26 protein-coding genes are annotated in these 25,368 nt (G+C 64.1%); 14 read left to right on the plus strand and 12 right to left on the minus strand.

The window, feature by feature from the left end; translation table 11 throughout:
- Nucleotides 1-2: 2 nt before the first annotated feature.
- Nucleotides 3-734, minus strand: a complete 732-nt coding sequence (locus EKH49_RS04975) for an amino acid ABC transporter ATP-binding protein (RefSeq protein WP_038990719.1) — start codon at nucleotides 732-734, stop codon at nucleotides 3-5.
- Between the two features lie 177 nt (nucleotides 735-911).
- On the opposite strand from EKH49_RS04975, the gene EKH49_RS04980 reads away from it, so the two are divergent.
- The 3 genes from EKH49_RS04980 to EKH49_RS04990 all read left to right on the plus strand — a co-directional run bounded on the left by EKH49_RS04980 (nucleotide 912) and on the right by EKH49_RS04990 (nucleotide 2,336).
- A complete protein-coding gene (locus EKH49_RS04980; protein ID WP_128469961.1) occupies nucleotides 912-1,697 on the plus strand; it encodes a TIGR00730 family Rossman fold protein in 786 nt (261 codons plus the stop codon).
- A gap of 3 nt (nucleotides 1,698-1,700) precedes the next feature.
- Nucleotides 1,701-2,045: a DivIVA domain-containing protein gene (locus EKH49_RS04985; protein WP_038990606.1), complete on the plus strand. Its 345-nt coding sequence runs from the start codon at nucleotides 1,701-1,703 to the stop codon at nucleotides 2,043-2,045.
- Nucleotides 2,046-2,168: 123 nt separating this feature from the next.
- Complete coding sequence (locus EKH49_RS04990; protein WP_013349509.1) at nucleotides 2,169-2,336, plus strand: DUF3117 domain-containing protein; 168 nt, start codon at nucleotides 2,169-2,171, stop codon at nucleotides 2,334-2,336.
- A 95-nt stretch (nucleotides 2,337-2,431) separates the two neighbouring features.
- On the opposite strand, the gene EKH49_RS04995 is transcribed toward EKH49_RS04990, so the two are convergent.
- Nucleotides 2,432-3,097 (minus strand): O-methyltransferase, encoded by a 666-nt coding sequence (locus EKH49_RS04995; protein WP_128469962.1) that lies wholly within the window; start codon nucleotides 3,095-3,097, stop codon nucleotides 2,432-2,434.
- 138 nt (nucleotides 3,098-3,235) lie between these two features.
- On the opposite strand from EKH49_RS04995, the gene sigE reads away from it, so the two are divergent.
- Complete coding sequence (sigE, locus tag EKH49_RS05000; RefSeq protein ID WP_038990605.1) at nucleotides 3,236-3,853, plus strand: RNA polymerase sigma factor SigE; 618 nt, start codon at nucleotides 3,236-3,238, stop codon at nucleotides 3,851-3,853.
- Between the two features lie 77 nt (nucleotides 3,854-3,930).
- The gene (locus EKH49_RS05005) at nucleotides 3,931-4,332 is read left to right on the plus strand and encodes a sec-independent translocase (protein ID WP_128469963.1); all 402 of its coding nucleotides are present in this window, start codon (nucleotides 3,931-3,933) and stop codon (nucleotides 4,330-4,332) included.
- Between the two features lie 14 nt (nucleotides 4,333-4,346).
- On the opposite strand, the gene EKH49_RS05010 is transcribed toward EKH49_RS05005, so the two are convergent.
- The 3 genes from EKH49_RS05010 to EKH49_RS05020 are packed head-to-tail and all read right to left on the minus strand — an operon-like array spanning nucleotide 4,347 to nucleotide 7,355.
- Entirely contained in the window at nucleotides 4,347-5,450 is a 1,104-nt protein-coding gene (locus tag EKH49_RS05010) for an Mrp/NBP35 family ATP-binding protein (protein WP_128469964.1), read from the minus strand.
- Between the two features lie 3 nt (nucleotides 5,451-5,453).
- Nucleotides 5,454-6,062: a DUF1003 domain-containing protein gene (locus tag EKH49_RS05015; RefSeq protein WP_128469965.1), complete on the minus strand. Its 609-nt coding sequence runs from the start codon at nucleotides 6,060-6,062 to the stop codon at nucleotides 5,454-5,456.
- Between the two features lie 42 nt (nucleotides 6,063-6,104).
- Nucleotides 6,105-7,355: a magnesium transporter MgtE N-terminal domain-containing protein gene (locus tag EKH49_RS05020; RefSeq protein ID WP_128469966.1), complete on the minus strand. Its 1,251-nt coding sequence runs from the start codon at nucleotides 7,353-7,355 to the stop codon at nucleotides 6,105-6,107.
- 117 nt (nucleotides 7,356-7,472) lie between these two features.
- On the opposite strand from EKH49_RS05020, the gene EKH49_RS05025 reads away from it, so the two are divergent.
- Nucleotides 7,473-8,348 (plus strand): general stress protein, encoded by an 876-nt coding sequence (locus EKH49_RS05025; RefSeq protein WP_236641043.1) that lies wholly within the window; start codon nucleotides 7,473-7,475, stop codon nucleotides 8,346-8,348.
- An 85-nt stretch (nucleotides 8,349-8,433) separates the two neighbouring features.
- On the opposite strand, the gene EKH49_RS05030 is transcribed toward EKH49_RS05025, so the two are convergent.
- Nucleotides 8,434-9,981 carry an aminopeptidase P family protein gene (locus tag EKH49_RS05030; RefSeq protein ID WP_128469967.1) on the minus strand — a complete coding sequence of 516 codons (1,548 nt, stop codon included), beginning with the start codon at nucleotides 9,979-9,981 and terminating at the stop codon, nucleotides 8,434-8,436.
- A gap of 65 nt (nucleotides 9,982-10,046) precedes the next feature.
- On the opposite strand from EKH49_RS05030, the gene EKH49_RS05035 reads away from it, so the two are divergent.
- On the plus strand, nucleotides 10,047-10,892 hold the full coding sequence (locus EKH49_RS05035; protein ID WP_128469968.1) for a PHP domain-containing protein: 846 nt from the start codon (nucleotides 10,047-10,049) through the stop codon (nucleotides 10,890-10,892).
- Here the strand turns inward: EKH49_RS05035 and EKH49_RS05040 are convergent.
- From EKH49_RS05040 to EKH49_RS05065, 6 genes are all read right to left on the minus strand, one after another.
- Nucleotides 10,877-11,761: a DNA-methyltransferase gene (locus EKH49_RS05040; RefSeq protein ID WP_128470209.1), complete on the minus strand. Its 885-nt coding sequence runs from the start codon at nucleotides 11,759-11,761 to the stop codon at nucleotides 10,877-10,879. The genes EKH49_RS05035 and EKH49_RS05040 overlap by 16 nt on opposite strands.
- Nucleotides 11,762-11,838: 77 nt before the next feature.
- A complete protein-coding gene (locus EKH49_RS05045; RefSeq protein ID WP_128469969.1) occupies nucleotides 11,839-13,464 on the minus strand; it encodes a DEAD/DEAH box helicase in 1,626 nt (541 codons plus the stop codon).
- A gap of 256 nt (nucleotides 13,465-13,720) precedes the next feature.
- A complete protein-coding gene (locus tag EKH49_RS05050; RefSeq protein WP_128469970.1) occupies nucleotides 13,721-15,175 on the minus strand; it encodes an RNB domain-containing ribonuclease in 1,455 nt (484 codons plus the stop codon).
- A 121-nt stretch (nucleotides 15,176-15,296) separates the two neighbouring features.
- Nucleotides 15,297-15,518 (minus strand): DUF3107 domain-containing protein, encoded by a 222-nt coding sequence (locus tag EKH49_RS05055; protein WP_038990596.1) that lies wholly within the window; start codon nucleotides 15,516-15,518, stop codon nucleotides 15,297-15,299.
- 64 nt (nucleotides 15,519-15,582) lie between these two features.
- On the minus strand, nucleotides 15,583-16,206 hold the full coding sequence (locus EKH49_RS05060; protein ID WP_128469971.1) for a TetR/AcrR family transcriptional regulator: 624 nt from the start codon (nucleotides 16,204-16,206) through the stop codon (nucleotides 15,583-15,585).
- A 138-nt stretch (nucleotides 16,207-16,344) separates the two neighbouring features.
- Nucleotides 16,345-17,664 carry a glutamyl-tRNA reductase gene (locus EKH49_RS05065; protein ID WP_128469972.1) on the minus strand — a complete coding sequence of 440 codons (1,320 nt, stop codon included), beginning with the start codon at nucleotides 17,662-17,664 and terminating at the stop codon, nucleotides 16,345-16,347.
- 148 nt (nucleotides 17,665-17,812) lie between these two features.
- Here EKH49_RS05065 and hemE point away from each other — a divergent pair, with 148 nt between their 5' ends.
- The 7 genes from hemE (at nucleotide 17,813) to hemB (ending at nucleotide 25,368) form a co-directional block, all read left to right on the plus strand.
- Nucleotides 17,813-18,868: a uroporphyrinogen decarboxylase gene (gene hemE / locus EKH49_RS05070; protein ID WP_128469973.1), complete on the plus strand. Its 1,056-nt coding sequence runs from the start codon at nucleotides 17,813-17,815 to the stop codon at nucleotides 18,866-18,868.
- Nucleotides 18,869-18,974: 106 nt separating this feature from the next.
- Nucleotides 18,975-20,567, plus strand: coding sequence for a protoporphyrinogen oxidase (gene hemG, locus EKH49_RS05075; protein ID WP_161567452.1), 1,593 nt, complete (start codon nucleotides 18,975-18,977; stop codon nucleotides 20,565-20,567).
- Between the two features lie 92 nt (nucleotides 20,568-20,659).
- A complete protein-coding gene (hemQ, locus tag EKH49_RS05080; RefSeq protein WP_128470210.1) occupies nucleotides 20,660-21,346 on the plus strand; it encodes a hydrogen peroxide-dependent heme synthase in 687 nt (228 codons plus the stop codon).
- Complete coding sequence (locus EKH49_RS05085) at nucleotides 21,343-22,548, plus strand: ferrochelatase (protein ID WP_128469975.1); 1,206 nt, start codon at nucleotides 21,343-21,345, stop codon at nucleotides 22,546-22,548. Before hemQ ends, EKH49_RS05085 begins: the two co-directional genes overlap by 4 nt.
- On the plus strand, nucleotides 22,545-23,519 hold the full coding sequence (gene hemC, locus EKH49_RS05090; protein ID WP_128469976.1) for a hydroxymethylbilane synthase: 975 nt from the start codon (nucleotides 22,545-22,547) through the stop codon (nucleotides 23,517-23,519). Before EKH49_RS05085 ends, hemC begins: the two co-directional genes overlap by 4 nt.
- Before the next feature lie 9 nt (nucleotides 23,520-23,528).
- Complete coding sequence (locus tag EKH49_RS05095; RefSeq protein WP_128469977.1) at nucleotides 23,529-24,353, plus strand: uroporphyrinogen-III synthase; 825 nt, start codon at nucleotides 23,529-23,531, stop codon at nucleotides 24,351-24,353.
- A 31-nt stretch (nucleotides 24,354-24,384) separates the two neighbouring features.
- The gene (hemB, locus tag EKH49_RS05100) at nucleotides 24,385-25,368 is read left to right on the plus strand and encodes a porphobilinogen synthase (RefSeq protein WP_128469978.1); all 984 of its coding nucleotides are present in this window, start codon (nucleotides 24,385-24,387) and stop codon (nucleotides 25,366-25,368) included.

Below are 25,368 nucleotides of genomic sequence, written 5' to 3' on the forward strand. Positions count from 1 at the left end.
AATCAGTGGTTGGTAATCAGCTTGCCAAGGAAGTCCTTGGCACGGTCGGATTTGGGATTGGTGAAGAATTCTTCCGGTGCGGCCTGCTCGACGATCTGGCCGTCGGCCATGAAGATCACGCGATCCGCGGCTTTCCGCGCGAAGCCCATCTCATGGGTGACCACGAGCATGGTCATGCCTTCCTTCGCCAGTCCGACCATGGTGTCCAGGACCTCGTTGATCATTTCCGGGTCCAGGGCGCTGGTCGGTTCGTCGAAGAGCATGACCTTCGGCTTCATGGCCAGGGCGCGGGCGATCGCCACGCGCTGCTGCTGGCCGCCGGAAAGCTGTGCCGGCAGCTTGCCGGCCTGGTTGGCCACGCCGACCCGCTCCAGCAACTGCATTGCCAAGTTCTTCGCTTCGTCTTTCTTCATGCCCTTGACCTTGATCGGTCCGAGGGTCACGTTTTCCAAGATCGACTTGTGGGCGAAGAGGTTGAAGGACTGGAAGACCATGCCGACATCTGCACGCAGATTGGCCAGCGCCTTGCCTTCTTCGGGAAGGGTCTTGCCGTCAATCTTGATGGTGCCTTCGTCGATGGTTTCAAGCCGGTTGATGGCGCGGCATAACGTCGACTTGCCCGAGCCGGAAGGGCCGAGGATCACAACAACCTCGCCCTTGGTGACTTCGAGATTGATGTCGTTGAGCACATGCAGCGCGCCGTAGTGCTTATTGACCCCAGTCAGCTGGACGATAGGGCCGTCAGAAGAAGCCTGAGCCTGATGATCGCTTTTCATGCTGTAGACATTACTTGATGTGACGTCGACTATGCGAGCCTTCGACCACGGCACACCGAGTTGTTATCAAACTGTTCTTCAATCAGCGGTAGGTCACATCCAAGGATGGGCAGAACTAACCGATAGAGTGAAGGCATGGTTCATCAGCGTAAGAGTGAAGAAAATGCCCGGCTCGGGCAAAAGCGCCACATCGAAGCGAGCTGGCCAGGGAAGCAGCCAGAAGATCAGCTTGACCACTATCTCCTGGACAGTCCGCAGGCAGATGTCACGCACACCGATGTGTGGCGCGTGCTGCGGATCCAATCGGAATTCGTCAGCGGTTTTGGAACCATGGCCGATACCGGACCCGCCATCGCAGTTTTCGGTTCGGCGCGCACCGACCGGAACAGCCCTTACTACGCGATGGCCGAGCGTGTCGGCAGCCGCCTGGCCGAGGAAGGCATCACCACGATCACCGGTGGCGGCCCTGGTGCAATGGAAGCCGCCAACAAGGGTGCCGCGGAGAAGGGCGGGATCTCGGTGGGCCTGGGAATTGAGCTTCCCTTCGAGACCGGACTGAATGCCTCGGTGAACAAGGGCCTGAACTTCCGCTACTTCTTCGTGCGCAAGACGATGTTCGTGAAGTACTCGCAGGGCTTCATTGTGCTGCCTGGCGGTTTCGGCACCCTTGATGAACTCTTCGAAGCTCTGACCCTTGTGCAGACCAAGAAGATCACCAGCTTCCCGATCGTGCTTGTGGGCAGCGAGTACTGGGGAGGCTTGGTCGACTGGATGGCCAGCACGCTCGTTGCCGAAGGCACCATATCGCCGGCTGATATGGATCTGTTCACGATCACGGATGATCCTGATGAAGCGGTGGATCTGGTGCTGCGCGCACATCAGGAAAACCAGAAGGTCGGCAACTTGGCGAAGGGGCAGTAACCGATGCCAACGCTCCTGATTGCCATTGCGGTATTGCTGGTCGGCGCGGTCGCGCTGCTGCTCTCCAGCCAACGGAAGAACGTGCCAGCCGGCCGCCACTTCGAATCCACCGGGGAGGCCATCACCGGATTGGTCGAGCACCAGGCATCGCTGCCACCGGTGCTGCTGCCCAAGAATCCGCGCGCCGAGGACGTGGACAAGGTCCGCTTCTCCCTGGGCTTGCGCGGCTACCGTTGCGACCAGGTCGATGATGTGCTCGATGTTCTGGCGGCCGAAATCACCAACCTTGAGAATACGATTCGTGATCTGGAGTCACGGCGTGTGATTAGCGACACGAACGAAAATTAGTAATAATAAGAGATAAGTGTCCCAACTCAGCCGGGATTCCTTGCTGAGGATGGACTAGGCATTCGGTTGCATGCGTGGCACGCGCCAACGCATGCGTTAGCCACAGACGAAGGGAACAGCTTAATGGCTGCTATGAAGCCACGCACCGGTGACGGGCCAATGGAAGTCGCTAAGGAAGGGCGCAGCCTCATCTTGCGCCTGCCAATCGACGGAGGCGGACGACTGGTGGTCGAGTTGAACAACGACGAGGCAACCGAATTGCGCGAGTGCCTGCTCAAGGTCACCGAGTAGGGTTGCTCAAGTTACAGCTTGGCCGCACGAGGTGCTCGTGCGGCAATTGAGGACCGGCAGAAATGTCGGTCCTTCGTTTTGCCCGAAAATGGCTCCTAGCGCCGCGTGGCCGGCTTGGCCGGAAGGACAGTAGCCACGAGCAATCCCTGCTCGGTGGGGACAAGGTGCGTTTGCAGCCGCGGATCCTCGCGCATCATGCGCAGTGCATCGCGGGTCGTGACGGTGGAAGGCCGTCGCACTGCGGGCTTGGCCAAGCGGTGCTCGTCGAAGGCATTGTTCACGATGATCACGCCGCCGGTTCCCACCAGCCGCTTAGCTTCGGCTACATATTCGAGCAGCAGTTCGGCGCCGGCATCGATGAGCACCAGATCGTAGGCGTGGTCCGCCAAGCGCGATAGGACGTTCTCCGCACGCTCATTGATGATGCGGGCGCGGGCCGAAGGTATTGACGAGTCGCGCAGGCCCTGCCGCATCGCATTGGCGTGTTCCAGATCCGGTTCGATCGCGGTGAGCGTCATGGCGCTGCCCATGGCTTCCAGCATTGCCAAGGACGCGACACCCACGCCGGAACCGATTTCCACGACGTTGCGCGGCTGGCGCAGGGTGCATAGCAGCTGCAGCATGGAGCGGCCCGCCGGGTCAATGCACCGCACGCCCAGGTCTTCCGCGCGCTCGCGAACCGCGGCGACATGCTCCGGCTCGTTGACGTGGGTCTGGGCGTAGGTCCAGCTCGCAAAGAGTTCTGGATTCATCGAAGGCATCTGCGGTGGTCCTCAAGAGTTGAATTGGCGTGGCCAGTATCAATCGTACCTACGCCGTTACCCGAAATCGTTGAACTTGCAGGTTCTCGCGCAGAGGATTCTTAGCTTCAGCTCAGCTTCCCATTTCATACTTGGAGTGTGAACAATGCACGAAGTGAATCTGTTTCTGCTGCTGCGACTGGCGAAACCGCGACCCCGACCTGGGACCAGATGGTCCAGGAGCATGGGCAGCGGGTTTTCCGTTTGGCCTACCGGTTGACTGGCAACCGCCAGGATGCCGAGGACCTTTCCCAAGAGGCATTTGTTCGCGCGTTCAAGGCACTGGAGAACTACACTCCGGGAACCATGGGCGGGTGGCTGCACCGCATCACCACGAATCTATTCCTGGATCAGGCGCGGCGCAAGAGCAAGATCCGCTTCGATCGTTTCGCCGAGGGAAGCGAAGACCGGATGCCCGGTACCGCTGTGACCCCGGAACGCTATTTCGAATTCAACAACCTGGATGTCGACGTGCAAGAGGCCTTGCGCGCCCTGTCCCCGGAGTTCCGTGCGGCAATCGTCCTGTGCGACATGGAAGGCTTCTCCTACGAGGAAGTCTCACGCATATTGGACGTGAAGCTAGGTACGGTGCGCTCGCGGATCCACCGTGGCCGTGCCATGCTGCGAGACGCGCTTGCTCACCGCAATCCGGCGAATCGCCCAGCCAAGACCATGTCGTTGCCACGCATCCCGCGAGGCTTGCGCGCCGCCAGTTAACACCGTTCACCGGGTGTTCACCGTTGGCATGGCGCGGTGACTTCGTTAGTGGCTCTGGAACAAGGTAATCTTCTTACGTGGATCTTTTTGGTATTAATGGTGGCGAGTTTGTCGTTCTCGCCGTGCTTGCGATCGTTATTCTGGGCCCCGAAAAGCTTCCCGAGTACGCCAAAAAGCTAGCGAATCTGGTCAAGGAAGTGCGGCGCATGGCCAATGGGGCCAAGGAGCAGCTGCGCGAGGAAGTCGGCGACGAAGTTGCCGATATCGACTGGAAGAAGCTGGACCCGCGCCAGTATGATCCTCGTCGAATCATCAAGGAAGCGCTTATCGATGAATTCGATGATGCCGTGAATGTTGCCAAGGGCACCCCCGCTAAGACGGTGGCACCGGCTCCGGTGCGTACCGCGGTTCCTTCCATCACCACGCAGCAGCAGCTGGGCGCCAACGAACCGGCTCCGTTCGACTCCGAAGCAACTTAGGCCTGCAACCCACTTTAGAACGTCATTGGCAGCGATCGCCCGGCAAGTCCGCGCGGTCGTTGTTCCAGTTTTCCTGCAAGCTCCCGCATCGCCGTGGCAGCAGGAGCATTCGGGGTGCTGAGCACCACCGGCTGTCCTTGATCCGAGCCCACGCGTACGGATTCTTCCAATGGAATCTGGGCCAGCAGTTCCACCGGGTATCCCAGTTGCTGGCTCAGCGAATCGCTGAGCTTGGCGCCGCCGCCGGAACCGAAGACCTCCATGCGCGTGCCGTCGGGCAGCTGCAGGAAGCTCATGTTCTCCACCACGCCGATCACCTTCTGCTTGGTCTGCAAGGCGATGGTGCCGGCGCGTTCGGCAACCTCTGTCGCAGTGGACTGCGGGGTGGTGATCACCAGGAGCTCGCTATTGGGCAACAGCTGGGAAACTGAAATCGCCATGTCCCCGGTGCCCGGCGGCAGATCGAGGAACAGGTAGTCTAGGTCGCCGAAATAGACATCCGAAAGGAACTGTTCCAAGGCGCGGTGCAGCATCGGTCCACGCCAGATCACCGGCTGGTTGGAATCCAGGAACATGCCAATGGAAATGACCTTCACCCCGTGCGCTACCGGTGGCAATATCATCTCATCCACCCGGGTGGGGTTCTGCGAGATTCCCATCAGCGAGGGAATGGAGAATCCGTGCACGTCGGCGTCGATCAGTCCGACCTTCAGCCCCTGGGCTGCCAGCTGGCAGGCGAGATTCGCGGTCAGCGACGACTTGCCCACTCCGCCCTTGCCGCTGGCCACCGCGATCACCCGGGTCAAGGAGGCAGGGTCGGAGAACGGCGTGCGGCGGCTGGCCAGGGACTCGCGCAACGCTGCCCGCTGGTGCGGATCCATGACACCCAGCTCCACCTCGACGTGCTGCACGCCGTCCACAGCCAGCAGGGCCGCGGTGGCGTCCTGCTCGATGGTGGAGCGCATCGGGCAACCGGCGATGGTCAGCAAGATCTTCACGGTGGCCGTGCCATCGGCCAATTCAGCGGATTCCACCATGCCCAGTTCGGTGATGGGCCGGCGGAGCTCCGGGTCGTTGACCTGTGCGAGGGCGGCGAGGAGTTCTGGGGTGTTGTTCAATGCTCAGTTGTTCTTCCGGTGCTGGCTCTGCTGGGGCTTGACGGTTTCGATCATCCCGGTTTGCGGCTGGGAATTCTTGTTGCCGCCCTTTTTCTTCGCGCGCAGGTGCAGCTCTTCGCCGTCGGCGGTTTCCAGCAGCTCTTCAAGGACATTGCGCAATTCCGAACGGACGTAGTCGCGGGTGGCGACATCGCGCAGGGCCAGACGCAGGGAAGCCAGCTCGCGGGTCAGGTACTCGGTGTCGTACAGGTTGCGTTCTGCACGGGCACGGTCCTCGGACAGCGAGACGCGGTCGCGGTCATCCTGGCGGTTCTGTGCCAGCAGCAGCAGCGGAGCCGCGTAGGAAGCCTGCAGGGAAAGCATCAGCGTCAGCGCGGTGAAGCCGATGGTGGCATCGTCGAAACGCCAATTGATCGGCGCGACCGAATTCCAGATCAGCCAGAAGGCGCAGAATACCGTCATGTACAGCAGGAACTGCGGGGTGCCCATGAAGCGGGCGAACTTCTCCGTGGCCGAACCGAAGAGGTCGGGGTTCGGGGAGAACCGCGGCCAGAAGCGTTGCCGTGCTGCAAGCGGGGTATCCAGGCCGTTACTCTTGCGCTGCTCAGCCATAGCTGGAACTCCTTTGCTGCTGGTGGGTAGTTGGGGCGTTGGCTAGTCCTGGGAACGCCAGTCATCCGGAAGGATGTGGTCCAGCACGTCATCCACGGTGATGGCGCCGACCAGCCGGCCCTCCTTGTTGGTCACGCCTACGCTGGTGAGGTTGTAGGTGGCCAAATGGCGAACCACTTCGGTGATATTGGCCAGATCCGACATCGGTTCCAGCTCGGTATCCAGGATATCGCCCAGCGGTTCCGGGGGAGCGGCACGCAGCAGCGCCTGGATGTGAACTTGGCCCAGGTAGCGTCCGGTGGGGGTTTCCAGAGGCGGGCGCACCACATACACGGTGGAAGCCAGCGCGGGGCTCAGCTCCTCCAGACGCACCGACGCCAAAGCTTCCGCGACCGTGGATTCCGGGGTGAGGATGACCGGAACAGGGGTCATGATCGATCCGGCGGTGCCTTCAGGGTAGGCGAGCAGGCGGCGGACGTCCTTGGCCTCTTCCTCGTTCATCAGATCCAGCAGCTGGTGCTTGGTCTCTTCGCTGACCTCGGCCAGGAGGTCGGCCGCGTCATCCGGGTCCATTTCTTCAAGCACGTCCGCGGCGCGTTCCAGCCCCAGTGCGGAGAGGATTTCCACCTGCTCGCGGTCCGGCAGCTCCTGGAGCACGTCAGCCAGGCGCTCATCTTGCAGATGGGCGGCAATTTCCAGGCGGCGCTTCTCATTCATTTCGTGCAGGGCGTCGGCGAAGTCTGCGGGCTTCATCTCGTCGTGGGCTGCCACGAAGGTGTCAGCGGACTGCGGTTCGCTCTTCGAACCGTGGCTGACATCGTCCCAGGAGACCAGTACCTTGTTGCGGCGGCGCGAACGCAGGCCCAGCAGATTGGCGGTCGGTTCGCCACGCTGGATATAGTATTCGTTGATTTCCCAGTCGCCTCGACGGGTCTGCGCAAGGCCGATATCCTCGATGACGCCGCGGCCGGACCCGTCAATGAAGGTGATGGTGCGGTCGAACATTTCGGCGGCCACCAGAATTTCCTGGCCACGCTGCTGGAAGCGGCGCATGTTCACCAGGCCGTTGCAGATCACCTGGTTGGCTTCCATGGACTGGATGCGGGTCATCGGAACGAAGACCCGCCGCTTGCCGGGGACCTCAACGACCAGGCCCACGCAGGCGGCGGGTTTCTTGGGGCCGCGGGAGACCACCACGACATCGCGTAAACGGCCAAGGCGGTCGCCCAAGGGGTCAAAGACATCAAGCCCGAGCAGCCGGGCGACGAAGATTTTAGACACTTGTGCGCTCACCTTCCTAGACTATCGCGTTCACGGCCTGTTCCCGGTGTGCCAAGCCACAGGCGACGCCCTGTTTCTTTCACCCACAGCGATAGTTGCTTCACAACTATGCAGGCTCACAGTAAACCCGTGCACAATATAGATATGACCTCGCCTCATGGAGTAAATTCGATTAGCACCAGCGGCTTGCCGCGCGGAGAACTGCTTGGACGTTACACCAGCTATCTCGATGCCCAGAAGCTCGTGGATTACCTGGCCGATAATGATTTCCCGGTCGCTGCGGTAAGCATCGTCGGCAACGACGTGCGCACCGTGGAGCGGGTCACCGCGAAGCTGTCCTACCCGCGCGTGGCGCTGGCCGGTGCCGCCCAGGGCGGCATGATGGGCCTGTTCGTCGGCCTGCTGCTGACGCTCTTCGGCGGAGGCGGAAACGGGCTGTACCAGATTCTCTCGGCTATCGGCCTGGGCATGGCTATCTGGATGATCGCTGGCGTGATCAGCTATTCGACCCGTCGTGGCAAGCGCGATTTCGCGTCCTCCAGCCAGTTCGTGGCCACCAGCTTCGACGTAGTGGTTGATTTCGAGCATGCGCAGGCTGCCCGCACCCTGGCCTCCAAGCTGCCTATGCGCCCGCATCAGGCCCCGGCGCACCCAGCGGCGGCCCCGCAGCAGCAGGCGCCTGCCGCCCCCGCCACGCCTCCAGCACAGCCAGCCGCGGCAGCACCGGCCAGCGGTGCGCAGCCTGCAACCGGCGCGGAGCGCAGCTCGCAGTTCCCCGACCTGCCAGATGGCCGCCCGCGCTATGGCGTGCGAGTGAACGAGGCCAAACCGGCAGCTCCAGCGGCACAGCCGGCCAAGGAGGAAGCCCAAGCACCGGCATCCGAGGCCAAGGAAGCGCAGGACCTGTCGGAAGTCGAGCCGAAGGTCGATACCTCGCAGCAGCCGCAGGCCCAGGCCGAAGAGCCTGACCAGGACCCGGCGTCCCGCAAGGATTCGGAAGGCTAGGCGACAGCCGGGCACAAGCAAGGCCTGGGTGCAGGTACCACGGTAACTGCACCCAGGCCTTCGCTGATTAAAGCCGCGGGAGGACTTAGCCGCGCAGCTTAGCCATCCACGCTTCGACCTCGTCAGGCTTGCGCGGAAGGGCCACGCTCAGGTTCTCGGCGCCATCGGCGGTGACCAGAATGTCGTCCTCGATGCGCACGCCCAAGCCGCGGTACTCTTCGGGGATCGCCAAATCCTCGTCCTTGAAATACAGGCCAGGCTCGATGGTGAAGACCATGCCCTCTTCCAGCTCGGCATCCAGGTACAGGTCGGCGCGAGCCTGCGCGCAGTCGTGGACGTCCAGGCCCAGGTGGTGGCTGGTGCCATGCGGCATCCAGCGGCGGTGGTGCTGGCCCTCCGGATCCATGGCTTCTTCCACGGAGACCGGCAACAGGCCCCACTCGGACAGGCGCTCGGCCAGGACGCGGGTAGCGATCTGGTGCAGGTCGCGGAACTTCAGCCCCGGCTTGGCCGCGGCGAACGCGGCATCGGCAGCATCCAGCACGGCCTGGTAGACCTTGCGCTGCACCTCGGTGTATTTGCCTGACACCGGCAGCGAACGGGTGATGTCCGCGGTGTACAGCGATTCGGCCTCGACACCGGCGTCCAGCAGCAGCACCTCGCCCGGCTTGACGGATCCGGTGTTGCGGATCCAGTGCAAGATGGTGGCGTTGTTGCCCGAGGCGGCGATGGTGTCATAGCCCAGCTCGTTGCCCTCAAGGCGGGCACGGGCGAAGAAGGCGCCTTCGACAACGCGTTCGCCGCGTTCGTGGGCGACGGCCTTGTCCAAGTTGCGCACCACATCTTCGAAACCGTTGATGGTTGCGGCAACCGACTTGCGCAGCTCCGCGATTTCGTATTCGTCCTTGATGAGGCGAAGCTCGGAAACGAACTCGGATAGCTCGGTATCCAGGGCGTCGCTGGCTTCCAAGTCCTGCCCGGTGTTGATGCGCGAGGTGTCCACCAGCGCCTCGATGTTCAGGTCGACTTCGCGCACCAGGCGGATGCGGATGCCGCCCAGGGCCTGCGGGCCGGAGTTCTTGGTGATCGCCATTTCCAGCTGTTCCAGCGAGTCGGTAGGCATCCCGGTGCGTGCCGACAGCGAGGAGAGGGTAGGGCGCGGGCCGACCCAGAATTCGCCGGACCGCGAGTTCAGGTAGAAGTCGGTGGTGTCGCGGCCGGCCATCGGCGCGAAGTACAGGGTGGAAACGTGGTTGGAGCCGTGCTCGCCTGCGCCGTCATCGGTTGGTTCCATGACCAGTACTGCGTCGGGCTCGTGGTCGACGCCCAGGCCGGTGAGGTGGGCGAAGGCCGAATGCGGGCGGAAGCGGTAGTCGGTGTCGTTGGAACGGACCTTGAGCGGGCCGGCCGGGATTACGATGCGCTCGCCTGTGAAGTTTTCCGAGAGCTTGGCACGACGGGCCGCCGCGTAGCTGGCAGCGGCATCCTGCTCTGGCAAGTCCGAGGTGTCCTTGGCCCACGAGGAGGCCATGAATTCCTGGAATGCCTTGGACGTTGGACGCTGGGAACGGTTGTTCACGCGGTCTTCCAACGGCTGATCAGTGCTTGGTGCAGTTGAATCTTGATTGGTCATGCTCCAAGTGTGTCACCATCAGCTGTATCCCAGCAAAGAATCAGCGCAGGGGATAACCTAGGCATATGCGAATTGACCTGCACACCCACTCCAATGTGTCTGACGGAACTGAAACTCCGTCCGAGCTGATGCGCGCAGCGTCGGCTGCCGGCCTGGATGTCGTGGCGTTGACAGATCATGACCAGACCAGCGGTTGGGACGAAGCCGCGGCGCAGGCGCGGAAGCTGGGACTGGGGTTCGTTCCGGGCATGGAAATCACCTGCCAGGATGCCCACGGCATCAGCGTGCACCTGCTCAGCTATCTGCACGACCCCACCTACCAGCCGCTGCTCGATGAGCTGGACCGCGCACTGAACTCGCGGATCATCCGCGCCCGCCGCATTGTCGATCTGCTGGCCGAGGACTATCCGATCAGCTGGGATCTGGTGGGGGAGCATTGCCTTCCGGGCTCCACCGTTGGCCGCCCGCATATTGCCGATGCGCTGGTGGCCGCGGGGGTGGTGGAGAACCGCAACGAGGCGTTCGCCAACATCCTGTCCTCGCGTTCGCGCTACTACGTATCGCATCCAGCGGTGAATCCGGCCACTGCCGTGCAATTGGTTCGCGAAGCCGGCGGCGTTCCGGTGTTCGCGCACCCCAAGGCCTCAGCCCGGGGACGAGTGGTTCCCGACTCGACCTTCTACGAGATGATCGATGCCGGTCTGGCCGGAGTGGAAGTGCACCACCGGGACAATACCGCTGAGGGGAAGGCCTGGCTGCTTGACCTGGCCGCCGAGCACGATCTGATCGTCACCGGCTCCTCGGACTACCACGGGACCGGAAAGCTGAACCGGCTCGGTGAAAATCTCACCGAGCCGGGCATGCTGCAAAGGATTATCGACGAGGGGACTGGGACTCAGACCTCGATATAAGTGGTGCCTTCAGGCAACCGGGCCTTCATCACCTCGATGGCTTCGACGTTCTGGTCAATCAGCACATACTGGCGTCCCAGCTTCGCCGCCACCGCACCGGTGGTGCCGGAACCGGCGAAGAAGTCCAGCACCCAATCGCCGGGGCGCGAGGATGCGGCCACGATCCTGCGCAGCACGCCTTCGGGCTTCTGCGTCGGATAGCCGGTCTTTTCCTTGCCGGTAGGCGAGACGATGGTGTGCCACCAGACATCGGTCGGAAGCTTGCCCAGGGCGCGCTTCTCCGGGGTCACCAGGCCGGGGGCCATATACGGTTCACGGTCCACCTCGGCCGAATCGAAGTGGTATTTCTTGGGATCCTTCACATAGACCAGGATGGTGTCGTGCTTGGCCGGCCAGCGGCTCTTGGCACGAGCCCCATAGTCGTAAGCCCAGATCAGCTCGTTCAGGAAGCACTCCCGGCCGAAAATCCCGTCGAGCAGCACCTTCACGTAATGCACTTCGCGGTAATCCAGATGCACGTAGAGCGTGCCGTCCTCGGCCAGCAGGCGGTGGGCCTCGCGCAGCCGCGGCTCGATGAAGCTGAGGTAGTCGTCAAAGGCATCGTGATACGACCGGGCGATCCCCAGCTCGGTGTTGTACTCGCGCCCCTTGAATCCGGTGCGGTCGCCTTCGCCTTCGGCAGCGCGGACCATGGTGCGCTGGGCACGGGTCTGCTTGCGTCCGGTGTTGAATGGCGGGTCCACGTAGATCAGGGTGAAGCCCTGATCGGGCAGGGTGCCGAGGATGGAGAGGTTGTCGCCGTGGTACACGGTATTTCCCGAGGCTGGAACGCCGTACGCGTGGGCGTCTGGTGTTCCAGCATCAGGCAAAGCTGGTTCTTCGGGTAGAGCGAGCACCGCTGGTGTAAGTTCCTTTCGGAAAAGTTGACTGGCCGGTTGGACTGGAATCAGTCCTGGCCGCCTGCTTCGGTGCTGCGGGTGCGGCGGCGCGGACGGCGGTGGCGTGCCGGTGCTGAGCCCTCGGCCGCTGCCTGCTCCTCGCCGGCCACATGCGTTTCGCGGTGGCGCTCGTTTTCGCGTGCCGGACGATCCTGCTTGCCCTTGGAGTGGCCGTGGCGTGCGCCGTCCTGCTCGGCACCGGAGCCCTGCCCGCCGCGCTGGCGCGTCTGCACGCCGTTCACGGTGCGGGTGCGGGTGCGGGAATTGCTGCGGCGGCGCGGGGTACGCGCTGATTCCTCGCGGCGCGGGGAACCGTCGCCCTCGGCGGCGGCGGTCTTCTTGGCACGCTGCAGCCGGCCCTTGGTGCCCTTGGGGATATCCAGGTCGGTGAAGAAGTGCGGCGACGAGGAGTAGGTTTCCACCGGCTCGGGAACGTTCAGGCCAAGCGCCTTGTTGATCAGCGACCAGCGCGGCACCGAGTCCCAGTCCACGAAGGTCACCGCGATGCCGGTGTTGCCGGCACGGCCGGTGCGGCCCACGCGGTGCAGGTAGGTGTTCTCGTCATCAGGGCACTGCAGGTTGACCACGTGGGTGACGTCATCCACGTCGATGCCGCGGGCCGCGACGTCGGTGGCGACCAGGATGTCGACCTTGCCCGAGCGGAAGGCCTTCAATGCCTGCTCGCGGGCGCCCTGGCCCAGATCGCCGTGCAGCGAACCGGCGTTGAAGCCGCGGTCCACCAGCTCGTCGGACAACTTGGCCGCCGAGCGCTTGGTCTGGGTGAAGATGATGGTCTTGCCTCGGCCCTCGGCCTGCAGCAGGCGGGCTACCATCTCGTCCTTGTCCATGTTGTGCGCACGGTAGACCAGCTGGCGGATATTGCGCTTGGTCAGCGAATCGTCATCGCCCGGATCCTGGGCGCGGATGTGCGTAGGGCGGGTCATGTAGCGGCGGGCCATGGTGATCACGGCGCCGGGCATGGTGGCCGAGAACAGCATCGCCTGGCGTACCGGCGGCAGTGCGGCCAGGATGCGCTCGACATCCGGCAGGAAGCCGAGGTCCAGCATCTCGTCGGCCTCGTCCAGCACCACGGTGCGCACCTGCTTGAGGTTCAGCACCCGCTGGCGGTTCAGGTCGATCAGGCGGCCCGGGGTGCCGACCACTACGTCGGTGCCGGCCTTCAGCGCGGCAATCTGCTCCTCGTAGGGGCGCCCGCCGTAGATGGTGGTGATCGAGATGTTCGAGTGCTTCGAAGCCTGGGCCAAATCGGCGCCGACCTGGATGGCCAGCTCGCGGGTCGGGGCGACGATCAAGGCCTGCGGGGCACCGGGGAATTCAAGATCCGCGTGGCCCTTGTCGCCCTCGCGGATCACGCGCTGCAAGGCAGGAATGCCGAAACCCAGGGTCTTGCCGGTACCGGTCTTGGCCTGGCCGATGATGTCGTTGCCGCCCAGGGCAACTGGCAGGGTCAAGGCCTGGATGGGGAAGGGGTACTCGATCCCGGCTTCCGAGAGCGAAGCAACAATGTCTTCGCGAACGTTCAGATCGGCAAAGCTCTGCTTGGCTGGCTCTGCGGCGGTTGGTTCGTTGTCTTGTGGTTCGGCAGCTGTTGCCGAAAGCGTCGTGTCAGTCACGATGTCCGTGTTCTCATTTCATGCGGGCACGGCACCTGTTCCATTCCGGCTTGCAAGAAGCCAGGAGCATGCAGGGTACCGCGCGAATCCAGCGGAGCCGATCGCTGCTTTCACGTCAGGCGCCTTGGCCAGGCACCTGCGGGATGGCGACCGCTGGGAAGTCGCCATAAAACTGTTTCATCTATCAGCCCATTGCGATCGGGCATCCTAATTGCTAATAGGCCAAGCATAACCGGTTTTGCCCTGAAACCCGGGCTTAGGAGTCCGAAGCCACGATTTCGAAGCTGATCTTGCGTACTTCTGGATCGGCCTGCACCAGCTTCACGCGCACCAAGGTGCCTGGCTGGGCGGATCCGGTGAAGGATCCGGTAATCGGTTCATCCGCCAGCTGCAGGACTCCGGGACGAATCTTGCCGTCCTCTTTCTGCTCGGCGGACTTCAGCACGATGGCCTGGAATTCTTCCCCGACCCGTGTCTTGAGCACATAGGCTTCGAGCAGGTCAACGGCCGCATTGTTCACCCGGTTGGCGGCAATGCTGCTGCTGCGCATCAGCCCGGGCAGGTCCTCCAACGCCGAAGTGAGCTGTGCCGGGAGCGGCTGGCCGGTGGACAGCAGGTGGCAGGTGAGCAGCACGAAACGGTCTACGAGACGGCGCAGCGGCGCGGTGGTGTGCGCGTAGGGCGCTGCCAGTGCCGCCTGGATGAGTTCTTCCTCGGGCTGCCCGTTGATGACCTGGTAGTCCGCGCCGCGGAACAGGGCAGCGGCGCGATGCATGATGACCAGCTGCTTCGGGTCGCTGACATCCAATGCATGCAGGTACTGCCCATAGCTGAGCGATTCATCCCACGGGGTGCCGAGCAGCTGAGTTTGGGTGCGGAATTCGCGCTGGTCTGCCTCATCCGGGGCAGGCATGGTGCGCAAGATGCCCACGCCGGCTTTGAGCATGATGCGGGCCGCGGCAATGCCGGTGAGCAGGGAAATCTGCGCGTTGTGGCCTTCCAGCGGCAGGGGAGTGCGGCTGACCAGCTTGTAGCCCTCGCCGGCTTCCTCGATTTCCTGATCCGGCAGGTTCAGCGAGGCGCCGCCGCGCAGTTGCTCTTGGCGCAGGCGAGCCGCGCCGATTTCGGCGAGCAGCTCGAGCTGCTCATCGGGTTCTCCCGAATCCAGCCGTGCCTGGGCCGAGGCGTAGTCCAGTTGCGTCCTGGAACGGATGCGCGCGCGGCGCAATTCGACCTCGCCGAGGGCGCCATCGGCGTCCAGGGAAATTTTCCAGTGGAAGGCCGGACGTTCCTTGCCCGGCAGCAGCGAGCCCTGGTCCTCGGAGATCAGCGGCGGGTGCAAGGTGATCTTGCGGTGCGGCAGATAGTAGGTCTGGCCGCGTTGGCGGGCCACCGCATCAAGCTGGCTGCCCAGGGCAACGAAGGCTGGCACGTCGGCGATGGCGTAGTGCACTGTGTAGCCGTCGCCGTGCCGTTCAAGGAACATCGCCTGGTCGAGATCGGTGGCGCCGGGCGGATCAATGGTGAAGAAGGGGATGCCGGTCGCGTCCTGGTCGGGGAGCTGCATTTGGGCTACCGCCAGCTCCGCGGCTTCCAAGGTCTGCTCGTCGAAAGGCGCCGGCACCTCGAACTCCGCTTCCAGGCCGAGCAGCAGCTGGGCCAACGAGTTGGCGGGAACCGGGCGGGGGCTGCGGATTCTTCGTTCAGTCACACCCTAGGAATATCACGACTCGGTGACTCGAATCACCATTTGGGCAAAGAAATAGCCGGTTTCGCATTCGGGCGAAACCGGCCACCAGCTGCCAAGGCGGGGCCTTGGCGAGCTGCAAGCGCTACTGTGCGAAGCCGACGCGGCGGACTTCTTCCGGGCCAACCTCAACGTAGGCGATGCCAGCGGAAGGCACCAAGACCTCGCGGCCCTTTGGATCCTTCAGTGCCAGAACGGTTCCGTCGGCGATAGCCTTCGCTACCAGCTCGTTGACTTCGGCGTTGCTCAGCTCGGAGTCAAGCACTACTTCGCGGGCTACATTCTGAATGCCAATGCGGATTTCCATGTTTGTCGCAGATCCTCTCGAACGAAATAGGTGTCCCGTGTGGGGCCTCTGGTCACTAATTTAGCTAGTTTTCCTTCGGGAACTGCGAAATTCCGCGCCAAGCTAAACGAGAGATCAGCTCGACAGCCGCCTCCTGGTCCACCGAGGACTCGCTGGCGGCCCAGTAGCGAGCCGAAACCTGGGAGAGCCCGGCCAGTGCCCGGCCTGCCAGCAGGCCCTCGTCCTCGCTCATATCGGTATCCTCGACGACTACGCGGGCGATAGAGGAAGCCAGCGAGCTGTTGAACTGCTCGATGCGATGGGCGATCAGCGGATCGGAGAGGACATCGGATTCGAAGATCAGGCGGTAGGCCTGGGATTCGCCCCTGATGTAGCTGTAGTACGTGTTGATCGTGGCGAAAACACGCTCGCGGTTGTCATTCGTGGAGCGGATCGCTTCATCGAGCTGCCGGCTGAAGTCGGCCAGGTGGGAATCGAGCAAGGCGAGATACAGTTCGCGCTTGCCGGGGAAGTGCTGGTAGAGGACCGGCTTGGAGACCAATGCGACTTCAGCAATTTCGTCCATCGACGCGCCATGATAGCCATGGGCCACGAAAACCTGGTGCGCTGCCTGCAGCAGCTGGCGCCGACGCGCTTCACGTGGCATCCGTTGCGGGCGGGTGCCTTTGATATTTTCGAGTTCCGTCATGTCGAATGGGGCCTTTCCAGCTGCAGAGTGATCAGCTCCCAAGTCATCGAAGGAATTGTCGGGAGACTAATCTACTTGGAAGTAGTATTCCATGCTTCTGTGCGGAAAGTGGAAAAATCCGGCGGGAAATCAGATTTTCTACGCTGATTTGACTTCAGGCGCGGCAGGGCAGTTGCCCTGGGCCTGCATTGGTTCCGATTTCTCGGCAACGGGCTGGTCAAGTTCCAAGCCGTAGAGGGTTTCCAAGGCCGCGACATACTCGCTGGTGCGGCCTTCGCCTGCCAGCTCGCGGGCCCGCATGGTAGGCACATGCAGCAGCTGGCGGACCATGCGGCGCATGGCCAGTTCCACTTCCTCGGCGGCGGCGCTGCAGCCGTGCTGTGCGCGGACCTTGGCGATTTCCGCATCCAATACGCTCTTGGTGTGCTGGCGCAGGGCGACAATCGCGAAGTCGGCTTCGCGTTCCCGCTGGGCTGCGGCGAACTCAGCGGTGGCTTTCTTGACGATCCGGCTCGCCGCGTGGACGGCCATTGCCTGTTCGGTCGGGGCGGCCATGCGCACCGATTCCAAGGTGATCAGCTCGACATCCGGCATTTCCACCAGGGTCGGGTCGAAGTCGTGGGTGAGCGCCATGTCGATGGCGATCAGCGGGTGCTTCTCCACACGCAGGGCTTCGAGTTCTTCGCGGGCCAGCTGGTGCCCGCCTCCGGAGCAGCCAACGATGATGTCGGCTTCGCGCAGCGCCTGCGGCAGCAATTCGTCGTTCAGCGGGAAACCGCCGCGCTTGGCGGTGAAATCTGCGGCGCGTCCGGAATGCGAGTAGACCGAGATGCGCTGGACGCCGCGTTCCTTGAGCAGCGCCATCGTGGCACCAGCGTAGGAACCGGTGCCGAAGAGCACGACGTCTTGTTCGGACCAGTCGCTGGCTTCATCGCGCAGCTCTTCGGCCAGATCGAGGGCTACCGAAACCACGGACTTGCCCTGGGTGCCCAGATCGGTATTCGAACCGACATCCTTGGCCGCGCGGGTGGCGTTCTGGAACAGCCGGGTGAGGTTGCTGGTCGTGGTCTTCTCCTGCTGCGCCTGGGTCAGCGCGCGGCGCACCTGCCCGGCGATTTCGCGTTCGCCGACGACGGCAGAGTCCAGGCCGGCCCCGACGGAGAAGAGATGCTCGATGACCGGGTCGCCTTCCAGCGTGGTCAGGCGGCGGGACAGGAATTCGGGGGAGAGGCCTGCGCTGGCGGCCAGCTCGCTGACCAGATGATCCGCAGCGTCCTCCACATGGTCCACGTCCGCGTAGACTTCGAAGCGGTTGCACGTAGCAAGCACGACGGCACCATTGATAGCTGCCGAACCGTAAACGGAGGCAGCTGCCAGCCCATCGGCCGAAGCACTGATTTGTGCCACGGTCTCCAGATCGAGCTGCGAATGCGATGCGACAAGAGATAAGAAAACCACAGTGACCCCAGAATAGGCCGGAAAATACCGGCAGACAACGCAGGTGTGCCTAATATGGCATGGTTCCGCGGGGTTAGTTTGCTCACCTTCACCTGCGGGCGAACGCCGTAAATGGGCTTTTAATCCCAAGACTTGGCAGAATTGGGGCATGACCCTGTCGCAGAACCATCCGCTGATTGATGGACGTACCCAAGATTCCGCTTTGATCCAAGCCTTGACCGGCAAGAAGCCTTCGCATCACCCGGTGTGGTTCATGCGCCAGGCTGGTCGCTCGCTGCCTGAGTACCTGAAGCTGCGCGAAGGGGTGAGCATGCTCGACTCCTGCCTGGATCCAGCCATGGCCAGCGAGATCACCCTGCAGCCGGTGCGCCGCCACAAGGTGGACGCTGGCATCTTCTTCTCGGACATCGTCATCCCGCTGCGCCTGGCAGGCATCGGCGTGGACATCGTGCCAGGGGTCGGCCCGGTACTGGAGACCCCGATCCGCACCATGGAGCAGGTCGCCGCGCTTCCCGAGCTGACCGACGAGTCGCTGGAACCGATCCGCGAAGCGGTGCGCCTGACCGTGGCAGAGCTGGGCAAGACCCCGCTGATCGGCTTCGCCGGCGCCCCGTTCACCGTGGCCGCCTACATGGTCGAGGGCAAGCCGAGCCGCGACCACCTGGGCCCGCGCACCATGATGCACACCGACGCGGAGGTCTGGGACGGTCTGATGACCTGGGCCGCCAACGCCTCGGGCAAGTTCCTGCGCGCGCAGGTCGAGGCCGGTGCCTCGGCCGCCCAGCTCTTCGACTCCTGGGCCGGTTCGCTGTCGCTGCCGGACTACCAGATGCATGTGGCCCCGTATTCGGTGAAGTCCCTGGACTACGTCCGCGATCTGGGCGTGCCGCTAATCCACTTCGGCACCGGCACCGGCGAGCTGCTGACCGCGATGCGCGATGCCGGGGTGGACACCGTCGGCGTGGACTACCGCATCCCGCTGGAAACGGCGATCGAGCGTTTGGGCCAGGACGTTTCGGTCCAGGGCAATATCGACCCGGCGCTGCTGGCAGCCCCATGGGAAGTCCTCGAAGCGCACGTGCGCGAGGTGGTTGCGGCCGGCAAGAAGGCCCGCGGCCATGTGGTGAACCTGGGCCACGGTGTTCCTCCGACCACCGACCCAACCGTGCTGACCCGTGTGGTCGAGCTCATTCACTCGCTGTAATTCAACAGGTCTAAGCTAGGTTTAACGCCGTCTCCCACTGGCCCTCGACGCCACGGCCAGAGGGACAGGGCCTCGGCATATCGTGAAGGTGGAAGGTGCAAGGCACGTGAGCAAGGAACAACGCAATGCGCGCGCAGGAAAATCAGCGCAAGCCACCGGTGCATCCAAGCCGCGACGGGATATGGCCAACGATGCCGCCGCGCACGCCTTGCGCCTGCTGGAAAAGGTGCGCAGCGCCAGCGAAGCACGCCTAGCGAAAACCGGATCGGCCCACCAGGCGGAAAAGCCATCGGCCCCGCATGCAGTAGTGGTCGGCGGCGGCATTGCCGGGCTGGTCGCCGCCCGTGAACTTCGCCAGACCGGACACGACGTAACCGTGCTGGAAGCAACCGGGAGCTTCGGCGGCTGCGTGCGCACTGCCGAAGTCGCCGGGCTGGCCATCGATGCCGGGGCGGAATCCTTCGCGCTTCGCGGAGGCATTGTTGCCTCGTACCTCGACGAGCTGGAGTTGGGCGGGCAGATCGCCAAGACCTCAGGAGCGCGGGCCTGGCTCGTCCAGGGCGAGGAGCAGGACATCCTGGCCCACCCGATGCCTGAAACCGCCTTGCTGGGCATCCCGGGCAATGTGCGCACCGACGAGGTGCGCTCGATCATCGGCCGGCCCGCCACCGTGCGCGCCGCCGCGGACCTGATCACTCCAATGAACAAGAAGTGGGCCACCGAGCCGCTGTCCATTGCCGAAGTGGTCCGTTCCCGCATGGGCCAGGCGGTGCTGGACCAGTTGGTGGCCCCGGTCATCAACGGGGTCTATTCCACCGACCCCGCCAGGATTTCCATTGACGCCGCTGCCCCTGGCCTGCGCCAAGCCATGCTGGAGACCGGTTCGCTGGCGCGCGCCGTCACCAAGCTGCAGGAATCGGCGCCGGCAGGCTCCCGGGTCGCCGGCCTGGACGGCGGCATGTACACCATGGTCGAAGCCCTGGTTTCCCAGCTGGGAGAGGCAGGCGTGGCGCTGGTGCGCAATTCGCCGGTCACCGCCGTGCGCCACGACGCGCAGTCGCCAGCCCCGTACACGGTCAGCACCCTGGGCCAGGAGCTGCACGCGGACCGGGTGGTCTTGGCAACGCCCGCGGCACAGGCACTTGCGCTGCTGAACCCGCTGCTGGCACCCGAAGACCAGCTGGCCAGCGAAGGCGGCGACAATGCCATCGCGTTGGCGATCCTGGTGGTCGACAAGCCTGAGCTCGACGACGCCCCGCGCGGGTCCGGCGTGCTGGTCGCCAAGGACGCCCCGCTGACCGCCAAGGCGCTGACCCACTCAACAGGCAAGTGGCCATGGCTTGCGGAGGAGGCAGGGCCCGGCACCCACGTGCTGCGCCTGTCCTTCGGGCGCATCGGCGAACATGAGGAACTTGTCGAATCCGGGGATGACTCGGCTCTCATCGAACAGGCAATCAAAGACGCTTCAAAGATTCTCGGTGTTCAATTGCACCTAGATGATGTCTTGGGAAGCACCGTTTCACGCTTCAGCGACATGGTTCCGCTGCAGGGCCAGGCCGCTGCCTTGCGCCGTGGCCAGCTGCAGCGCAGCCTGTCGGACTTCGAAGGGCTCGATGTGGTTGGCGCATGGATCGCCGGCACCGGATTGGCACGAGTGATCAGCCAAGCCCGCAGTGCCGTCGCGATCAGCGCCCGCTAACCGCGCCCGGGACAACCAACCTGGACTTTTGTCCGAAACCAGATCAAGGAGAATATCAAGTGAGCAACGCACCGGAGCATAATTCCCCAGTTATTCGCGAACGCGAAAACGCGGGAGAAAACCCGACGTTCTTCTACACTCTCTGGACCATTTTCAAGCGTTCCGAAATCGTGGAGCGTTCCGAGGCGGCTGCCGCTGAATTCGATGCACTGGTCTCCGAGCTGGCCGCCGAAGGTGCCACCGTACGCGGCATCTACGACGTATCGGCCATGCGCGAAGACGCTGACCTGATGGTCTGGGTGCACGGGCCGTCGGCCCAGCTGCTCCAGGCTTCGATGCGCAAGATCCGCCGTTCAGCCCTGATGGCAGGCACCGAGATCGTGTACTCCACGATGGCAGTGCACCGCGAAGCTGAATTCGCCAAGGACCACTCGCCGGCGTTCGCCCGCGGGGTGGCAGCCAAGGAATGGATGACCGTCTACCCGTTCGTGCGCTCCACCGAGTGGTACACCCTGGACCCGGCGGCCCGCGGCAAGATGCTGCGCGACCACGGCATCCTGGGCCGCGAATTCCCCAACGTGCTGGCCAACACCGTCGCCGCGTTCTCCTTCGGCGACTACGAATGGCAGATCTGCCTGGAAGCCGATGACATGATCGACCTGGTCGACATGATGCGCCACCTGCGCTACACCGAGGCCCGCCACCACGTGCGTGAGGAGACCCCGTTCTACACCGGCCGCCGCATCTCGGCAGCCGAAGCGCTCGAGGTGCTGAAGTGAGCCAGGCCTTCGATCCCCGCGAGGGGTATGACAGCAACGGCCAGATGATTCCCAAGGCGTACGATGCCATCCTGCTGGCATCCTTCGGCGGACCGGAAGGACAGGATGACGTCATCCCGTTCCTGCGCAAGGTCACCGCGGGCCGCGGCATCCCGGATGAGCGCCTGGAAGAAGTGGCGGTGCACTACCGCAAGAATGGCGGCGTCTCGCCGATCAACGCGCAGAACCGCGCGCTGAAGGCCGCGCTGGAAGCCGAACTTGAATCCCGCGGCATCGACCTGCCGATCTACTGGGGCAACCGCAACTGGCACCCGTTCATCGACGACACGCTCAAGGCGCTGGCAGCCGACGGCCACCGCAGGGTGCTGCTCATGGGCACCGGCGCCTACTCCGGCTACTCGGCCTGCCGCCAGTACCGCGAGGACGCCGGCATGGGCCTGGTCAACACCGGCCTGGACGGCGTGGTGGAAGTGGACAAGTTGCGCCAGTTCTTCGACACCCCAGCCTTCATCGCTCCTTTCGTGGATTCCTTGCGCACCTCGCTGGCCAACGTGCGCGCCCAGCTGGACGAGGCAGGCAAGGACGATAAGGCGATCAAGATCGTCTTCGTCACCCACTCCATTCCGATGACCGATGCCGAGGCCGCCGGCCCGGAGGGCATCCGGGGCGAAGGATACGAGAATCTCTACACCCGCCAGCACCAGGCGGTGGCCGACTGCATCCTGTCCCAGGTGGAAGAAGCCCAGGGCCTGGAGCACAGCCTGGTCTACCAGTCCCGCTCCGGGGCACCGCACGTGCCATGGCTGGAACCGGATATCAACGACGCACTGGAAGCGGACGCCGCAGCCGGTGTCGCCGGTGTCGTAGTGGTGCCCATCGGCTTCATCTCGGATCACATGGAAGTCATGTGGGATCTGGATACCGAAGCCAAGGACACCTGCGCGGAACTGGGCCTGGCCTTTGACCGTGTCGCCACCCCTGGCACCCATCCTGAGTTCATCTCCGGCCTGGTCGATCTGGTCGAAGAACGCCTCGCCGGTCCCGATGGCAAGGCCCTGCGCGCCGGACGCACCTCGGTGGTCGAGGGCGGCCCATGGTTCGATGTCTGCCGTCCGGGCTGCTGCGAGAAGCGCGCGCTGGACGGAACCCTGCGCCCGACCATCGGCGCCGTGGACTCGGAAGTAGGTGTGCCTGCACCATGAGCGAAGCATTCCGCGTAGGAACCCGCGGCAGCGCGCTGGCAACCACCCAGACTGGGTGGGCCGCCCAGCAGCTGGCCGGGATCTCGGGCCTCCAGGTGCAGACCGTGCTGGTCAAGACCGAAGGCGATGTGGTGACAGGTTCGCTGGCCACCCTCGGCGGCACCGGGGTCTTCGCCGCCGCGCTGCGCCAGCACCTGCTGGATTCGGGGTGCGACCTGGCCGTGCACTCGCTCAAGGACCTGCCCACCGCGCAGCCCGAGGGCCTGGTCTTGGCCTCCATCCCGCCGCGCGAGGATGTGCGCGATGCGCTGTGCTCGCGCGACTCGCTGGGCCTGGACCAGCTGCCGCAGGGCGCGAAGATCGGCACCGGTTCGCCGCGCCGCGCCGCCCAGCTGCTGGCCTACCGCAGCGATTTGCAGATTGTCGATATCCGCGGCAATGTCCCCACCCGCTTGGGACGTGTCAAGGGCGTCGGGGAAACCCTCGATGACGGCAGCGTGGGACGCGGCACCCAGGGCGATTTGGATGCGGTGATCCTGGCGGCCGCCGGCATGCGCCGGTTGGGCTTGGAGAAGCACATCACCGAGTACCTGGATCCTGCCATCATGCTGCCTGCTCCGGGCCAGGGCGCGTTGGCGCTGGAAACCCGCACCGCCGGTTCCGGCCACAAGGCACTGGATGCGGCGTTGGCGCAGTTCGACGATGCCGCCACCCGCATGCAGGTCGAGGCCGAACGCGCGCTGCTGGCTGAGCTGGAAGCCGGGTGCGCCGCCCCGATTGGTGCCCTGGCGCATATCGAGGGCGATGAGCTGGTCCTCGAAGCCGTGGCCTGCAACCCCGATGGCTCGCAGACCATGCGCCGCAGCGCCCGCACCGCGGCCAGCTCGGTGCAGTCGGCGCAGCAGCTGGGCCGTTCGCTGGCGCAGTCGATGATTGCCGACGGCGCGGCCGTTGTCGCCGGACTGGCCTAGTCCCGGCAGATGGCCTACCAAGCACTGATCCTGCGCAACCCGGCACGCGCCGCGGCCACCGTGCAGGAATTCGACCAGCTGGGCATCACCTCGTGGTGTGCCCAGCTGATCGATACCGTCTGGCCCGAGGACCGCAGCCAGCTGCACCGCATGGGCGAAGAACTAGTGGCCAGCCGCTTCAGCTGGCTGGTATTCACCTCGGTGAATACGGTCCATGTTGTTGCGCAGGTGCTGGATGGCCGGCAGCTTCCCGCAGATCTGCGGATTGCCTCGGTAGGCCAGAAGACCACCGACGCGATTGCCCGGCTGCTGGGGCGTGCGGTGCACTTCCAGCCGGCCGAGCAGTCGGCGGCCGGGATGGTGGCCGAATGGCGCCTGGAGGCCGGGGCGCGGATCTGCTATCCGCATGGGGACCTGGCCAGTTCCACGCTGGCCGACGGGCTGGCCAAGCATCCGGTCGAGGTCAGCGAATGCATCGCCTATGAAACCGTTGATGCCGGGCGCGGCAGCCAGCCGGTCACCGAAGCCGCGGCCGCCCCGGGGATCAAGATCCTGCCGGCAGAGCAGATCGGTGCCACACTGGAAGAGCTGGACCTGGTGGTCTTCTCGGCCCCGAGCGTGGTTCGCCGCTTCGTCCAGCTGGCAGGCAGCCGCTTGCCGGCCCGGACTCAGGCCATCGCCATCGGCAAGCCGACGGCCGCGGCCATGGAACGCGCCGGGCTGCCCGTGCACGCGATAGCCGCGCAGCCCACGCCACAGGGCCTGGCCGGCGCGGCCCGAGATTTGCTCCAGCGCACCGGTTCCGCCGGTGCCGCAGAGCGCACCGCAGAATAAGAAGTTATTGAGAACTGGAGAAAGAGGAGCCATGGGTTTCCCCCAGCATCGCCCGCGCCGGTTGCGGCAGAATCCTGCGATCCGCCGCCTGGTGGCAGAAAACGAGCTTTCGGCCCGCCAGCTGATCTTGCCCGCCTTCGTGCGCGAAGGGTTGAGCCAGCCAAACGAGATCACCTCCATGCCTGGGGTCTACCAGCACACCATGGATTCGCTGAAGGCGGCCGCCAGCAACGCGGCCGAACTCGGGCTGGGCGGCATCATGCTCTTCGGCATCCCCGAGGAACGCGACGAGAACGGCTCGGCCGGAATCGACCCGCAGGGTATCCTGAACCAGGGCATCGCCGCGGTGCGCGCCGAGGTGGGCGACGAACTGGTGGTCATGTCCGACGTGTGCCTGGATGAATTCACCTCGCATGGCCACTGCGGCGTGCTTGACGAGCACGGCACCGTGGACAATGACGCCACCTTGGAAATCTACGGCCAGATGGCCGTGGCGCAGGCCGAGGCCGGCGCCCACATGCTGGGCCCCTCGGGCATGATGGATGGGCAGATTGGCGTCATCCGCCAGGCCCTGGATGCCGCCGGTCGCCAGGACGTCTCGATCCTCGCCTACAGCGCCAAGTACGCCAGCGCCTTCTACGGTCCCTTCCGCGAAGCCGTGGACTCCCAGCTGGTGGGGGACCGCCGGACCTACCAGATGGATTCGGCCAACCGCAGCGAAGCGGTGCTGGAGGCAGAACTCGACATTGCCGAGGGAGCCGACATGATCATGGTCAAGCCGGCCATGAGCTACCTGGATATCGTGCGCGACATTGCCGATATTTCCCCGGTGCCGGTCTCGGCCTACCAGATTTCCGGCGAGTACTCGATGATCGAGGCCGCCGCGGCCAACGGCTGGATCGACCGCAAGGCCTCCGTGCTCGAATCGCTGCTGTCGATCAAGCGCGCCGGTGCCCAGCAGATCCTCACCTACTATGCAGCCGAAGTTGCCGGCTGGCTCAAGGAAGGCAAGTAA

Origin of the sequence: Glutamicibacter sp. HZAU (genome assembly GCF_004100365.1) — a bacterium.
Classification (GTDB): Bacteria; Actinomycetota; Actinomycetes; order Actinomycetales; family Micrococcaceae; genus Glutamicibacter; species Glutamicibacter nicotianae.